The sequence below is a fragment of the Knoellia terrae genome (genome assembly GCF_048606435.1).
Taxonomy (GTDB): domain Bacteria; phylum Actinomycetota; class Actinomycetes; order Actinomycetales; family Dermatophilaceae; genus Knoellia; species Knoellia terrae.
Genome location: NZ_JBMBWH010000009.1, coordinates 33608 through 47643, shown reverse-complemented (window position 1 = coordinate 47643; position 14036 = coordinate 33608). Strand labels below are relative to the sequence as shown.

13 protein-coding genes are annotated in these 14036 nt (G+C 72.0%); 4 read left to right on the top strand and 9 right to left on the bottom strand.

Annotation, left to right across the window (positions count from 1 at the left end; all coding sequences use genetic code 11):
- Positions 1–59: 59 nt before the first annotated feature.
- Both ACOJV9_RS12905 and ACOJV9_RS12900 read right to left on the bottom strand, forming a co-directional pair.
- Positions 60–1427 carry a CpaE/TadZ family protein gene (locus ACOJV9_RS12905; RefSeq protein WP_420185624.1) on the bottom strand — a complete coding sequence of 456 codons (1368 nt, stop codon included), beginning with the start codon at positions 1425–1427 and terminating at the stop codon, positions 60–62.
- Complete coding sequence (locus ACOJV9_RS12900; protein ID WP_420185623.1) at positions 1424–2110, bottom strand: hypothetical protein; 687 nt, start codon at positions 2108–2110, stop codon at positions 1424–1426. Before ACOJV9_RS12900 ends, ACOJV9_RS12905 begins: the two co-directional genes overlap by 4 nt.
- A 212-nt stretch (positions 2111–2322) precedes the next feature.
- On the opposite strand from ACOJV9_RS12900, the gene ACOJV9_RS12895 reads away from it, so the two are divergent.
- Positions 2323–2535 carry a helix-turn-helix domain-containing protein gene (locus tag ACOJV9_RS12895; protein ID WP_420185622.1) on the top strand — a complete coding sequence of 71 codons (213 nt, stop codon included), beginning with the start codon at positions 2323–2325 and terminating at the stop codon, positions 2533–2535.
- 3 nt (positions 2536–2538) lie between these two features.
- Here ACOJV9_RS12895 and ACOJV9_RS12890 read toward each other — a convergent pair whose 3' ends face one another.
- Complete coding sequence (locus tag ACOJV9_RS12890; RefSeq protein ID WP_420185621.1) at positions 2539–3081, bottom strand: hypothetical protein; 543 nt, start codon at positions 3079–3081, stop codon at positions 2539–2541.
- 73 nt (positions 3082–3154) lie between these two features.
- Here ACOJV9_RS12890 and ACOJV9_RS12885 point away from each other — a divergent pair, with 73 nt between their 5' ends.
- Together ACOJV9_RS12885 and ACOJV9_RS12880 are read left to right on the top strand one after the other, a co-directional pair.
- Positions 3155–4021 carry a LysM peptidoglycan-binding domain-containing protein gene (locus ACOJV9_RS12885; protein ID WP_420185620.1) on the top strand — a complete coding sequence of 289 codons (867 nt, stop codon included), beginning with the start codon at positions 3155–3157 and terminating at the stop codon, positions 4019–4021.
- Positions 4018–4563, top strand: a complete 546-nt coding sequence (locus tag ACOJV9_RS12880) for an Rv3235 family protein (protein WP_420185619.1) — start codon at positions 4018–4020, stop codon at positions 4561–4563. Before ACOJV9_RS12885 ends, ACOJV9_RS12880 begins: the two co-directional genes overlap by 4 nt.
- 43 nt (positions 4564–4606) lie before the next feature.
- On the opposite strand, the gene secA is transcribed toward ACOJV9_RS12880, so the two are convergent.
- Positions 4607–7492, bottom strand: a complete 2886-nt coding sequence (gene secA / locus ACOJV9_RS12875; protein WP_420185618.1) for a preprotein translocase subunit SecA — start codon at positions 7490–7492, stop codon at positions 4607–4609.
- A 145-nt stretch (positions 7493–7637) separates the two neighbouring features.
- Between secA and ACOJV9_RS12870 the strand changes: the two genes are divergently transcribed.
- On the top strand, positions 7638–8759 hold the full coding sequence (locus ACOJV9_RS12870) for a GNAT family N-acetyltransferase (protein ID WP_420185617.1): 1122 nt from the start codon (positions 7638–7640) through the stop codon (positions 8757–8759).
- Here ACOJV9_RS12870 and ACOJV9_RS12865 read toward each other — a convergent pair.
- The 5 genes from ACOJV9_RS12865 to ACOJV9_RS12845 form a co-directional block, all read right to left on the bottom strand.
- Positions 8749–9978, bottom strand: a complete 1230-nt coding sequence (locus ACOJV9_RS12865) for a winged helix-turn-helix domain-containing protein (RefSeq protein WP_420185616.1) — start codon at positions 9976–9978, stop codon at positions 8749–8751. The two genes, ACOJV9_RS12870 and ACOJV9_RS12865, sit on opposite strands and share 11 nt — an antisense overlap.
- A 101-nt stretch (positions 9979–10079) precedes the next feature.
- Complete coding sequence (locus tag ACOJV9_RS12860) at positions 10080–11615, bottom strand: M28 family peptidase (RefSeq protein ID WP_420185615.1); 1536 nt, start codon at positions 11613–11615, stop codon at positions 10080–10082.
- Between the two features lie 131 nt (positions 11616–11746).
- The gene (locus ACOJV9_RS12855) at positions 11747–12463 is read right to left on the bottom strand and encodes a response regulator (protein ID WP_420185614.1); all 717 of its coding nucleotides are present in this window, start codon (positions 12461–12463) and stop codon (positions 11747–11749) included.
- 68 nt (positions 12464–12531) lie between these two features.
- Entirely contained in the window at positions 12532–13182 is a 651-nt protein-coding gene (gene hpf, locus ACOJV9_RS12850) for a ribosome hibernation-promoting factor, HPF/YfiA family (RefSeq protein ID WP_420185613.1), read from the bottom strand.
- A gap of 120 nt (positions 13183–13302) precedes the next feature.
- Complete coding sequence (locus ACOJV9_RS12845; RefSeq protein ID WP_420185612.1) at positions 13303–14034, bottom strand: ComF family protein; 732 nt, start codon at positions 14032–14034, stop codon at positions 13303–13305.
- Between the last annotated feature and the right edge of the window lie 2 nt (positions 14035–14036).

The window sequence follows — 14036 nt, the reverse complement described above, 5'->3', positions numbered from 1 at the left end:
CCCATCGTGTCAGATGGGTGCCGGCCCGGCGGCGGCCCCGGCAGGCGTGACGACGACGGTCAGCCGGACCGGTGCGACCCGCGTCGCAGGCGTCCCCTGCGGCTGCGGCTGCCGGTCGGAGCGACCGCGACCAGGTCGGGTCGCACCACGGCGGCGAGGCGCGCGATGGCCCGGGTGACGGGCGCCGAGGGCGCGTGCTCGACGAGGCTGCGACCGGCGAGGAGCGCGGCGTCGCAGTCGTCCGGCGCCCACGGCACGAAGACCGGGTCCTCGAGCCCGACGAACCGGGAGAGCACGTCGGCGAGCGCGTGCTCCGGCCGGGAGCCGGTGGCGGACGCCCTGACCTTGTTGACGACGACGACCGGCGCGGGCGAGGGGATGACGGCGACGTCCTGCACGGCCCGGACGAGACGCTGCAGCCCGATGGGGTCGGCGGCACCGACCGCGACGAGGGTGTCGCACTGCTCCAGGACGGTCAGGGTGGTGGCGTTGCGTCGGGGCGCGGCCGTGTCGTAGCTCAGCTCCTCGTCGTCCTCGATGGAGAAGCCGCAGTCGACGACGACGTGGTCGACGAGGTTGCGCGCCTGCTCGAGGACGTCCTCCACCGCGGCGGCCCGCAGCTCGGGCCACCGGTGCGGAGTCGGTATGCCGGTCAGCACCCGCAGCCCTGGAGTCACCTCGGGTGCCACCCGGGAGAGCGCGGCGAGGTCGAGCGTCCCCTGCTCCGAGGCACGCGCCGCTGCGGCGACGCCCGGAGCCTCGTCGACCAGGGCGAGGAGCTGCGCGACGCTCGCACCCCAGGTGTCGAGGTCGACGAGGAGGGTGCGGACTCCGCGAGAGGCGAGGTGCGACGCCAGGGTGACGGCCACGGTCGTCCTGCCGGGCGCACCGGTCGGCCCCCAGACCGCGGTGACGAGGGCCCGGGGAGGACCGTCGTCGTCGCGGATGGGTTCAAGGCCGATGGAGGCGGCGCTCGCGGCGGCCGACGGTCCGGCGAGCCACCGGGCGAGGTCGTCATCGGTCAGCGAGGCGTCTCGGGCACCGGTCGCGGCGGTCGGAGCCGCACCGGCGCGGCCCCCGGACAGGTCGACGATCGCCGCCGCCAGCGTCTGCGGGTCGTCGCCGGGTCGCACCATGGTCCGCACCCCCAGCTGGCGCAGCCGTGCCTCCGACGCCTCGTCGCCGCTCGCGACGAGACCGGCGACCCGCACCCCGTGACCGGCAAGGTGCCGCAGCCCGTCACGGTCCAGGCCGCGGAAGTCCGCCGAGACCACCGCGACGTCGGCGACTCCCGAGGCGCCCGTGGACAGCAGCTCGGCCACGTCGGCGCACCGGCGCACGACCTCGACGCCGTCCGCACTCTCGAGCATGGCCACGAGCTGCTGCTCGTGGTGGTGCGACACCCCCGTGATGACGGCAGCCGTCATGACGCCTTCTGCGACACCGCGCCCGGCACGGCGACCAGCGTGATGCGCGCGCCGAGGTCGACGTCCCCCACGAGTGCCTGCACCTTGCCCTGGGGCACCATGACCTGGACGGCGCGGGTGTCGCCCAGACCCCCCATGACGGTGTCGTCCTCGGACAGGCCCACGACCGTGACCCCCTCGAGCGCCAGCTCCGCGCCCGCGAGCGCACGTGACCCCACCGCGCCGACTCCTCCCGTGTCCGGCTTCACGGGCCGGTTGACGTAGACGTCGACGACGGACCCGGCGCGCAGCGTCGACGCCGAGGTGGCGTCCACCTGGAGCGCGACCGGCTGGTTGGTCGCCTGCGCCCGAGGACCGAGCGCGGTCCGCGGGATGAGCTCGCCCGCGCGTACCTCTCTGAGGGCGAACGAGTCCGGCGGCAGGTCCGACCGGGCGCTGACGTAGTCGTCGGCCGAGCTCCCGAGCTGCACGTCCACCCTGACGACGTCCTGGGCCGACAGCGGCTGACCGGCCACGAGACCGGACTTCGCGGCATACATCGGCACGCGGTCGTCGGCGCGGCTCATCACCCAGGCGCCGATGGCCGTGGAGGCGAGCACGAGCAGCACGCCGAACAGCAGTCGACTGTCGCGCCACGAGGGTCGGCGCAGGCGCTGCGCGGTGGGCGTGGACAGCTCGGACATCGGCGAGGCTCCGGGTCGTGGGGACGGGGCGCGGGGGCACGGGGTCGCGTGACCTCCCCCTGCCGGAATTGTGGCGCACCAGCCCCGTCCCCGCCCGGTGAGCGTCCCCGCCTGTGGACAACCTCCGCCACGGTTCCCGCTGTGGACGGGAGTCCCGGACGGCGCACGACCGCGTGGCAGACTGACCGACGCAGACGACGAGAGGAGCGCCCGTGGCCAAGCGGTTCATCCCGCTCACCGAGGTGTCCGAGGTCCTCGACATCTCGTCGGCGCAGGCCTACGCGCTGGTGCGGTCCGGCGAGCTGCCGGCCATCAAGGTCGGGGGCCGTGGGCAGTGGCGCGTCGAGACGACGGTGCTCGAGGAGTACATCCAGCGGATGTACTCCCAGACGCGCGAGTTCGTGCAGTCCCAGGGCGACGAGTGAGCGTCAGCGCGACTCGACCAGCACGAGGGCGCTGAACGGCAGGGTCTGACGACCCGTGACGTTCTCCGCACGCCGGCTCTCCCCCGCGGCGTGCTGGGCCAGGTCGAGGAAGTCGGCGCCGACGACGTCGATGGTGCCGGTCGTGATCTGACCGCCTACATCGGTGACCGCGACCTGGGCCCGGTCCCGGGACAGCCCGCGCAGGGCGTAGCCGAGTGCGAAACGGCGCGCTGTCCGGGCGGTGGAGGCCCGGCCCGGCAGGTCGGCGACCCCCGTGAGCGCGTGCACGGGCACGACGGCGTCCGTGCCGGACTCGAGCCTCAGGAGCAGCCAGTCCTCGCCGAGGTCGACCAGCCGACCGCGAACCTGCGCTCCGGTCCGCAGCCGCAGCCGCACGGTGGCGCCCAGCGAGGCCGCGAACCTCGCCGACAGCGTGACCGAGGCGCGTTCGCGGCGCGTCCGGTCGGCCACCTCCGAGTCGCGCTCGCGGCGCTCCTCCGCCCCGAGCTGCGCCTCGAGATCGTCGAAGAGCCGGTCCCATCGCATGTCGGGAGCCTAGGACCCACAGGCACGGAAGTTCCTGTTGCACACGCCAGTGCCATCATCTAACGTCAAACGCATGCAAACGGCTTCAAACGACACCATGGACGGTTCCCGCTCCGGTGCGAGCGCCGGTCTTCCGCCCGGTTCTGCGCTCCGCGTTGCCGGTGCGAGCGTGCTGCTGGCGCTGACCGCGCTCGTGGCCGTCCGCCTCCTCGGCACCGCTCTCCTGTCGGCGTGGGCGTCGGTGAGCGCTCCGGGTCCGGCCGCGGTGGACGAGCTGCTCACCCTCGTCCTCGCGGCTCTCGCCGCCGGCCTCGCCGCGTGGTTCCTCGGTGGCGTCGCCCTCGAGCTCACCGCCCACGTTCCGGGACGGTGCGGCCGGGCAGCCCACCGCCTGTCGCGGCGCATCACGCCCGCGCTGGCCCGCAGGACCGCAGGCCTCGTCCTCGGCGTCGGCGTCGGCGTCGTCGGCGCACCGACGCAGGCCGTCGCCGTCGGCGCAGCGGCGACCGCCGCCACTGCTGCGGCCCAACCGGGCGGCGAGCGGGCACCCGACCCCGGCTTCCGGGCGGCTCCATCCCCGGCGGCGCCGGCCGCGACCGGTCCCACGCTGGTGCCGGTGGTCGAGCCGGCGCCACCGGCAGCACCCGGCTTCACCCCGACCCCTCCGCGAGTCCGACCCCAGGCCGATCCCACGCTGCTCGCGGGTCACCTCGCCGCGCCCCGCGATGAGGACGAGGTGGTCGTGCACCGCGGCGACTCGCTGTGGTCGATCGCCGCCCGTCGTCTCGGGCCCGGCGCGAGCGATGCCGAGGTCGACCATGCGTGGCGTCGGTGGTTCGCGCTCAACCGCGACGTCGTCGGCCCGGACCCTCACCTCCTGCTCCCGGGCCAGGTCCTGCGCGTCCCGGGCCCCGACCACCCGTCGACGGTCGAGCGATGACGCGCACCGTGGCCTCCCACCTCACCTCGGTCACGATCCGGCCCGAGGTCTGCCACCGTCCCGCCGCCGTGCCCCTGGCCGAGGCCCTGCGTCGGTCGGCGGACGAGATGGGCCACCCGGCCTACGTCCAGGACGCCCTCGCGGTCGACCTCGCCGTCGGCAGTGACGAGCAGCTGTTCGGCCCGCAGAGCACTGCGCGGGCGGACCTGCCGGAGCCCGGTCCCTGGGCCGGGCAGATCGCCCAGGCCATCATCGAGGTGATGTCAGGGCTCCGCCCGGCGCCTCAGGTCCTGCGCTGGACCACTCCCCCGGTGTATGCCGTGATCGCCCGCCGTGGCGCCCTGGCGGCACGCCGTCGTGCGGCCGGCACCCGGTCCGCCGCCCGACGGGCCGTCGTGCGCACCGTGCACGTGAGCGAGCCGGCCGACGGTGTCGCCGAGTGCAGCGTCGTCGTCAGCGAGGGCGTGCGCGTGCGCGCCATGGCGATCCGGCTCGCCGGTCAGGACGGCCGCTGGCGGGTCGAGGCCCTCCAGATCGGCTGACCTCCGTCACCGACCCCCGTGGTCGGGGCTCAGGACGCGCTGCTCAGGCCTTGCCGTGGCACATCTTGAACTTCTTGCCCGACCCACAGGGGCAGGCAGCGTTCTTCGGCGTGCGGGCGAGCTGCTCGGCGGTGAGTCCACCGACACCGGCGTCCATCCCGCCCGCGGCGACGTCACGCTCGACGACCTCCCCGGTCTCGGACGGCGCCGTGTAGTGCAGCTGCGCCGGCTGGCGCGGACGCTCGATGCCGACCCCGGCCACCTCGACCCGCGGGAGCTCGGGCTCCTCCTCGGTCGCCACCTGGCCGTCGGGCGAGCCGTCGGCACCGGCAGCGCTGAGCCCACCGAACATGTCGGAGACGTGCTGCCGCGCGGCGGCCACCTCCGGCGCGGGCTGGTCGACCTGGACGTCCACGTGGAAGACGAGGCCGACGGCCTCCTCCTTCACGGACTCGTTCATCGCCTGCCAGAGCTGGAAGCCCTCACGCTGGTACTCGACGAGCGGGTCGCGCTGGGCCATGGCCCGCAGGCCGATGCCCTCCTGCAGGTAGTCCATCTCGTAGAGGTGCTCGCGCCACTTGCGGTCCAGGACCGAGAGCATGACGCGACGCTCGACCTCGCGCATGACGTCGTTGCCGAGGAGCTCCTCGCGGGAGTCGTACGCGTGGTGGGCGTCGGAGAGCAGCTCCTCCTTGAGGGTGTCGGCGCGCAGGCCCGAGCGGCCACCGGCGGCCTCGACGACCTGCTCCTGCGTCAGCGACACCGGGTACAGCGCGCGCAGCGCCGTCCAGAGGCGGTCGAGGTCCCAGTCCTCGGGGAAGCCCTCGGCGGTCTCGGCGTCCACGTAGCCACCGATGACGTCGGTGACGAAGAAGCGCATCTGCTCGTGCAGGTCCTCGCCCTCGAGGACGCGACGGCGCTCGTCGTAGATGACGGTGCGCTGGCGGTTGAGGACGTCGTCGTACTTGAGGACGTTCTTGCGGATCTCGAAGTTCTGCGCCTCCACCTGGCTCTGCGCCGAGGCGATGGAGCGCGAGACCATCTTCGACTCGATGGGCTGGTCGTCCTCCATGCCCGTCGAGCTCATGACGCGGTCGACCATGCCGGCGTTGAACAGCCGCATGAGGTGGTCCTGCAGCGACAGGTAGAAACGTGACTCACCCGGGTCGCCCTGACGACCGGAGCGACCACGCAGCTGGTTGTCGATGCGTCGCGACTCGTGCCGCTCGGTGCCGAGGACGTAGAGCCCACCGAGGTCGGTGACCTCCTCGTGCTCGGCCTTCACCGTGGCCTCGGACTTCTCCAGGGCCGCGTCCCACGCCGCCTCGTACTCGTCAGGCGTCTCGACCGGGTCGAGGCCGCGGTCCTTGAGCGCCGCGACGGCCATGAACTCGGGGTTGCCGCCGAGCATGATGTCGGTGCCTCGCCCGGCCATGTTCGTGGCGACGGTCACGGCGCCCTTGAGCCCGGCGTCGGCCACGATCGCGGCCTCGCGCTCGTGGTGCTTGGCGTTGAGGACGTTGTGCCGGATGCCGCGACGGCGCAGCTGCTCGGAGAGGTACTCGCTCTTCTCGACGCTGACCGTGCCGACGAGGACCGGCTGGCCCTTCTCGTGGCGCTCGGCGATGTCGTCGACGACCGCCTTGTACTTGGCCTCCTCCGTCCGGTAGACGAGGTCGGCCTGGTCCTTGCGGATCATCGGGCGGTTGGTGCGGATCGGCACGACGCCGAGGCCGTAGATCGAGTTGAGCTCGGCGGCCTCGGTCATGGCCGTCCCCGTCATGCCCGAGAGGGTGTCGTACATGCGGAAGTAGTTCTGGAGCGTGATCGTCGCGAGCGTCTGGTTCTCGTTCTGGATCGTCACGCCCTCCTTGGCCTCGATGGCCTGGTGCATGCCCTCGTTGTAGCGGCGGCCCTTGAGGATGCGCCCGGTGTGCTCGTCGACGATGAGCACCTCGCCGTCCATGACGACGTAGTCCTTGTCGCGGGTGAACAGCTCCTTGGCCTTGATCGCGTTGTTGAGGTAGCCGATGAGCGGGGTGTTCGAGCTCTCGTAGAGGTTGTCGATGCCGAGGTAGTCCTCGATCTTCTCGATGCCCGGCTCGAGCACGCCGACGGTCTTCTTCTTCTCGTCGACCTCGTAGTCGCCCCGGCTCGGGATGCCGCGCATCGGGTCGGCGCCCTCGCCGCGCTCGAGGTGCATGACGGCCTTGGCGAACTCGGCGTACCACTTCGTCGGCTGGTCTGCCGGCCCGGAGATGATGAGCGGCGTGCGCGCCTCGTCGATGAGGATCGAGTCGACCTCGTCGACGATCGCGAAGTTGTGGCCGCGCTGGACCAGCTCGTCGGTCGACCACGCCATGTTGTCGCGCAGGTAGTCGAAGCCGAACTCGTTGTTGGTGCCGTAGGTGATGTCCTTGGCGTACTGCTCACGCCGCTGGTCCGGCGTCATGTTGGCGAGGATGCAGCCGGTCTCGAGACCGAGGGCGCGGTGGACGCGGCCCATCAGCTCGGCCTGGTACTCGGCGAGGTAGTCGTTGACCGTGACGACGTGCACGCCCTTGCCCTCGATGGCGTTGAGGTAGGACGGCAGGGTCGCGACGAGCGTCTTGCCCTCACCGGTCTTCATCTCGGCGACGTTGCCCATGTGCAGGGCCGCCCCACCCATGATCTGGACGTCGAAGTGTCGCTTGCCGAGGGTGCGCTTGCCCGCCTCGCGGACCGCGGCGAACGCCTCGGGGAGGATGTCGGTGAGGGTCTCGCCGTCGGCGAGGCGGGCACGGAACTCGTCCGTCATCCCGCGGAGCTCGTCGTCGCTCATCGCGACGAAGTCCTCCTCGATCGCGTTCACCTGGTCGGCGATGTTCTCGAGCTTCTTGATCGTCCGGCCTTCACCGGCGCGCAGCAGCTTCTCGACGATCTTCACCACGGGTTGGACTCCTCATGAGCTGTGGTCCTGCGGGGGAATCTCGACAGGACGTGAATCAGGGTAGTCGAGCCCCTCTTCCCCCACGACCAACGGGAGACACGCGTGATCGGTTCCGTCCGGCCGCGCCGACGTGATGACATTCGGTATGCCGTTCCCCGCCTCAGTGCCCGTGCTGACCGACGGCGTCGTGCGCCTTCGCGCCCACTCCTCCCGCGACGTCGACCGCATCGTCGAGCAGTGCGTCGACCCCGCCAGCCTGCGCTGGACGCAGGTGCCGCGCAACTACACCGTCGAGATGGCCCACGAGTGGCTCGACGCGATCGCGGCCGGCTGGGACCGCGAGGACGGCGACGGGGACAAGCTCTGGGCCCTCGAGGAGGTCGCCGACGTCGGCCACCGCTTCCTCGGGACCATCGACCTGCGGCCGCGCGCCGGCGGTCGGGCCGAGATCGGCTACGGCCTGCACCCCGCCGCGCGCGGCCGCGGCCTCATGGCTCGCGCCCTGCGGCTCGTGGACCAGTGGTGGTTCGACCGGGGCGGTCGGCGGGTCGACTGGCACGCCGAGGAGGGCAACTTCGCGTCATGGGCGGTGGCCCGGGCCGCGGGCTACGAGTTCGTCACGACCCTGCCCGAGCACGTCATCCACGGTGACGGTCGGCTCGTCGACACGTGGTTCGCCTCCATCGGGCGGGACGACCCGCCCGAGCCCCGGACGGCGTGGCTCGTGCCGCCGGTCCTCGAGGCCGACGGCATCCGGCTGCGCGCGTGGCGCGACGACGACCGCGAGAGCGTCGAGGCCCCGGAGCACCCACCGCACTTCCTCCCCGCTCGCGCCATCCCGACCGAGGAGACCTGGGACGCCTGGCTGATGCGCCGTCGTCTGTTCATGGCGCGCGGTTCCAGCGTCAACTGGTGCATCGCCGACGCGGGGAGCGACCGGGCGCTCGGTGAGGCCCTCGTCTTCGTCCACTCGGGCACCCTCGCCGAGGGCGACACCGCCGAGCTCGGCTACTTCCTCCACCCCAGCGCGCGCGGCCGGGGCGCCGCCCGCACGGCAGCCCGCCTTGCGGTCGCCCACGCCTTCGCTCCCGCCGTGGAGGGCGGGCTCGGCCTGCGCCGGCTCGTCGCCGAGACTGCATCGGACAACGGCGCCAGCAACGGCGTCCTCGAGTCGGTCGGGTTCACCCGCTGGGGCCACGAGGCCGAGGCCACCGCCCCCGACGGGAGCGTCGGACCGGCCGACCACTGGGAGCTGCTCAGGCGCTGAGCGCGACGGTCTCGACGTCGGCGAGACCGAGCCAGTCGGCCATGAGGCGGAGCTCCTCGTGGAGCTCGCGCGCGTCATCGACTCCCCCGCGACCCGGCTCCCAGGTGATCCGGCGGGCGAGCAGCCGGCCACCGAGCCGGTCCGCCTTGAGGTCGACCCGGGCGACGAGGTCCTCGCCGAGGAGGAACGGCAGCACGTAGTAGCCGTGGACGCGCTTCTCCTCGGGCACATAGATCTCGAGCCGGTAGTCGAAGCCGAAGAGCGCGCTGGTCCGGTCGCGCTGCCAGATCAGCGAGTCGAACGGGGACAGCAGCGCTCGCGCCGCGATGCGTCGTGGTCGCCTCGCGTCACGGTGCAGGTATGCCGGCCGCTTCCAGCCCTCGATCGTCACCGGCACCAGCTCGCCCGCCTCGACGAGGGTGGCGATGGCCGGGGCCGCCTGCTCGGGCCGGAGCCGGAAGTAGTCGCGCAGGCACTGCTCGGTGCCCACCCCGTGGGCCCGCGCCGCGATCCGGGTCAGCCCGACGAACGCCTCCTCGTCCGAGGGCCAGGCCTCGACGGACTCGGCCACGTCGTGGAGGTGCGGCGGCAGCACACGGGACGGGACGGCATACCGGCGTTCGAACTGGCTCGTGCGGCCTGCCGAGCTGACCCGGCCCGCCCAGAAGAGGTGCTCGAGGGCGTTCTTGACCAGCGACCAGTTCCAGCCCCACTGGTCTCGCTCGCGCGGCAGGTCGTGAGCGAGCGCCGCCTCGAGCTCGCGGCTGGTCATCGGACCGCGGAGGCGGACCTCGGTGAGCACGGCCTCGACGAGCGCCGGGTGCTCCCGCTGGACGCTCTGCATGCCGCCCCAGGACTCGTGCTGGGCCCGGCGCATGCGGAAGGTGAGCAGCGGCCAGGTCGAGGCGGGCACGAGGGAGGCCTCGTGCGCCCAGTACTCGACCAGGCGACGTGGCGCCCGGTCACGGGCCCGGTCGACGAGTGCGCTGTCGTGGGGACCGAGCCGGGAGTAGAACGGCAGGTAGTGGCTGCGCGAGACGACGTTGACGCTGTCGATCTGGATGACGCCGACGGTGTCGATGACGCGTTGCACCTGCCGCGAGCTGGAGGTCCACGGTGCCGGGCGAGCGCGGTCGAAGCCCTGGGCCGCGAGCGCGATGCGGCGCGCCGCGAGCCGGCTGAGACGAGTCGTCGGGTGGGGCGGCGTCATGGTCCCCATCATGTCCTCCGCCCCGGACACCGTCGCCCAAGCGGCCCGCGGCCCCGGGCGTCACGTGCGTGACGCTCGGGGCCGTGGGCTTCGCAGTGCTGCGGTGGCGGTCAGCGCAGGGCGCGGTTGCCCTTGAACTGCCAGTCGACCTTGCCCGTGCCGTTGCCCTTGCCCGTGCCGTTGACCGCGGAGGTCGTCTCGGCGAACGTCAGGGTCGCGTGCGCGATCGCGTCGGCCATCAGGTCGAGGGTGTCCTCGTTGATGTTGTCGATGGTGTCGCAGGCAGCGTGGTAGCAGGGGTCGTACGGGAGACCGGCCGTGCCGCCGTAGTCCGCCGCCTGCTGCGCGCTCTTGATGCCCTCGGCACCGGTGAAGAGACCGCCGGCGGGGATGCCGGCGTTGATGAACCCGAAGTAGTCGCTCCGGCCGTCGAAGTCCGTCGGCTCGCTCATCGCGCCCTGCGACGTGAAGAAGCCGGTGAACACGCTCTCGATGAGGCCCGAGCCGTTCGGCCCCGAGACCCCGAGCGCGTCGCCGTCCCCGTCGTAGACGAAGTTGACCGAGTTCGGTGAGCCGACCATGTCGAAGTTGAGGTTGAGGGCCGTGCCCTTGAGCTCCGCCTTCGACAGCTGCGCGACGTAGAAGTCGGACCCCAGCAGTCCGTCCTCCTCACCGCTCCAGAACGCGAAGCGCACGCGGTTCTCGGGGTTGATGCCGAGCTCGGCCATCTGGAGCGCCGTCTCGAGGATGGCCCCCGTGCCGGAGCCGTTGTCGTTGATGCCCGGTCCCTCGCCGACCGAGTCCAGGTGGCCGCCGACAACGACGGTGCGGTCGGTGCGACCGGTCGGGGTGTCAGCGAGGAGGTTCTCGGTGGTGACCTGCTCGAGGGCGATCGCCAGGGTCAGGTTCATGGCGAGACCCTCGGTGTTGACCCACTCCTCGCCCTGGGCGAAGGAGGCGCTGACCACCGGGATCGAGCGCACGGGGGGGTCGAGGGTTCCCGCGAACAGGCCGAAACGGTCATCCGCGGGGTCGACGTTGCCCTGGTTGAAGATGATGACGCCGCTGGCCTCGGCCGCGATGGCGTTGTCGGCCTTCTGTGCGAAGGGACACGAGCCGCGCTGGATCAGGGCGATGTGACCCGCGGGGAAGGTGGCGAAGTCGCTTGCCTCGCACCCGCTCGTCGAGGCCCGGTCGCCCACGAGGTTGACGTCGACGGCAGTGACCGGCGCCGCGGCCGTGCCTCCGCCGGAGAAGTCCATCGGGAAGAAGTCGATGCCCAGGGTGTAGGCCTGCGCGGTCGGTGCCGTCCTCGTCAGGGACGAGCCGGTGAAGTTGACGCGCTCGTAGCTGAACTCCTGGCGCCACGTGTCGTAGCCGGCGGCGTCGAGGAGGCCCTCGACGTAGTCGACCGAGGCCTCGTGCCCGCTCGTGCCGGCCTGGCGGTTGTCGTTGTTCGCGTCCGCGATGGCCTGGAAGGCCTCGAGGTGCTGCACGACGCCCTCGGCGGTCACGGCGGTGCGGAGCGCGCTGGTGTCGGTGACGACCGCGGCGCGGGCGGTGCCGGCCACGGCCAGGGCACCGACGAGTCCGGCCGTCGCCGCGATGGCGCCGACCCGGAATCTGGAGACGTTTCGGTGGTTCACGGGTCCTCCTCCGTCGAGGCATGGCGAGCGGCCGAGATGTCGCTCGTGCCTGCCATCGGACGCTAGACCTGCCTTCCCCCGGTGGGAATAGTCCCACCGGTCCCCCAACCGTCAGGGGGTCGAACCGCTGCTCAGGCGTCGGGCTCGATGAGGTTGCGCCGCATGGCGTAGAGGGCGGCCTCGACGCGGGAGTGGAGCTGCAGCTTCTCGAGGATGTTGCGGACGTGGTTCTTCACCGTGTTCTCGCTGATGAAGAGCATCGTCGCGATCTCCTTGTTGGCCTTGCCGCGCGCGACGAGGGCGAGCACCTCGAGCTCACGGTCGGTGAGGCGCGGACCCGGCGCGGAGTCCTTGGCCGGCTCGTTGCTCAGCCGGGAGAACTCGGCGATGAGCTGGCTGGCCATGTGCGGTGGGATCATCGACTGCCCGGAGTGGACCAGGCGCACCGCCTCGGCGATCTCCTCGGTCGGCAGGTCCTTGAGGAGGTAGCCGCTCGCCCCCGCCTTGATCGCGGAGAACAGGTCCGACTCCTCGTCGGAGGCGGTGAGGATGAGGATCTTGGTGCGGGGAGCCTTCTCCTTGATCGCCGTGCACGCCTCGATGCCGCTGTTGCCGGGCATGCGGACGTCGAGCAGGACGACGTCGGGCTCGTGCTCGAAGACCTTCTCGACGGCCTCGGCACCGGACCCGGCCTCGGCCACGATCTCGAGGTCGGGCTCCAGGCCGATGACGGCCTGCATGCCACGACGGTAGAGGTCGTGGTCGTCAGCGATGACGATGCGGATGCGCTGGCGAGCCTCCCCCGTGGACGAGGCCCGCTCTGCGGCTTCTGACAGGGGCGGACTCACGTGCCAATCTTGACACGGCGAGTCCGCCCCCGGAGCAAGGTTCGAAAAACCGCGCTACGCGACCCTCGTCACGATGCCGCGACGCGGTCGGTGTCCTCGACGTCCGCGGAGCGGGGTGCGTGTCCGTTGAGGTCGAGGTGGAGGACGCCGTAGGACCAGCCGCGGCGCCGGTAGACCACGCTCGCCTTGTCGGTCTCGAGGTCGTGGAAGAGATAGAAGTCGTGTCCGACGAGCTCCATCTCGCGCAGCGCCTGGTCGAGCGTCATGGGCGCGGAGGTGTGCACCTTCTCGCGGACCTCGATGGGCGAGTCACCGAAGTCGGCACCGGTCTCGTCACCGTCCTCCTCCTCGACGGGCTCGGGCTCCGGCGGCACGAAGGCCGTCGCTGTCGCCACGGACTCGGCCGTGTGCCGTCCGCGCCTCACGCTGCGGTCGTGCTTGCGGCGCAGGCGCTCGAGGAGCTTCTCCAGGGCCACGTCGAGCGCGGCGTACTGGTCCTCCTGGCACGCTTCGGCGCGCACGACCGGGCCCTTGATGTGACACGTGATCTCCACCCGGTCACAGGCCTTCGCCTGACGGCGGTTCGGCTCGTGGCTGACGATCACCTCGATGCGGCGCGTGCGCGGTGCGAGCTGCTGGACCTTGTCCAGCTTCTCCGCGATGTGCTGCCGGAATCGGTCCGAGACGGTCGTGTGGCGTCCGGTGACGACAATGTCCACTGGTCCTCCTGATGTGGGGTGCGTGCCTGTCGTGTGCCTGTCGAGGGCTAGGAGCGGCGGCACCACCTCCCGGGGAGGATGTCTCTCATGCACTGACGTTAGACCCCTCCCGGGTGCCTTTCAACCGGCGGGTCCCGGCGAGTTTGCGGGAACGAGGACGCGCCTCCTCGTGGCTCCGATCGCCGCGCCGAGGACCTGGGCGGCGCCGGCCGCGTGCAGCGCCCGGGCCGCCTCGGCGAGCGTCGCGCCGGTGGTCACGAGGTCGTCGACGACGACGCAGACAGCGCCCGAGACGGCGCGCTCCTGCCGCTCGCGGACCGTCATGGCACCGTGCAGGTTGGCCGCCCTCGCACGAGCGTCCAGGCCCGACTGGTCCCGGGTGACCCGGGTGGAGGCGAGGACCGTGGCGACCACCGCACGGCCGCCCAGCCCCCCGGCCGCCTCGCTCACCACGGCCAGGAGCGGGACGTCGCCGCGTCGCCGACGAGCCCGTGGGGACCCAGGCACGGGCACGACGAGCAGCCCGCGACCGTGGAGCGCCCGGCGCGCCGACCCGTCCTGACCGACCGCGGCCCTCAGCGCTGGGGCGAGCCAGCGACCCAGCTGCGGTGCGAGGTCGCGCCGGTCCTCGTCCTTGTATGCCGTGACGACGGCACGCAGCGCTCCGCTCGCCTCCCCGGTGACCCAGCACGACGGCATACCGGGTGGTGGTGGTGAGGGGACGGCAGGTCGCGGCGACGGGTGGAGACAGGCGGTGACGTCGGCGCGGCACCCGGCGCAGAGCGCCCCGCCCGGACGGTGGCACAGGGCACACGTCGCCGGCAGGACGAGGTCGACGAGGTCCGACAGCACGG

Coding starts and splice junctions, on each gene's coding strand:
- ACOJV9_RS12905 (WP_420185624.1), bottom strand. CDS start 1,427: ATGACGGCTGCCGTCATCACGGGGGTGTCGCACCACCACGAGCAGCAG.
- ACOJV9_RS12900 (WP_420185623.1), bottom strand. CDS start 2,110: ATGTCCGAGCTGTCCACGCCCACCGCGCAGCGCCTGCGCCGACCCTCG.
- ACOJV9_RS12890 (WP_420185621.1), bottom strand. CDS start 3,081: ATGCGATGGGACCGGCTCTTCGACGATCTCGAGGCGCAGCTCGGGGCG.
- ACOJV9_RS12885 (WP_420185620.1), top strand. CDS start 3,155: ATGCAAACGGCTTCAAACGACACCATGGACGGTTCCCGCTCCGGTGCG.
- ACOJV9_RS12880 (WP_420185619.1), top strand. CDS start 4,018: ATGACGCGCACCGTGGCCTCCCACCTCACCTCGGTCACGATCCGGCCC.
- ACOJV9_RS12870 (WP_420185617.1), top strand. CDS start 7,638: ATGCCGTTCCCCGCCTCAGTGCCCGTGCTGACCGACGGCGTCGTGCGC.
- ACOJV9_RS12865 (WP_420185616.1), bottom strand. CDS start 9,978: ATGGGGACCATGACGCCGCCCCACCCGACGACTCGTCTCAGCCGGCTC.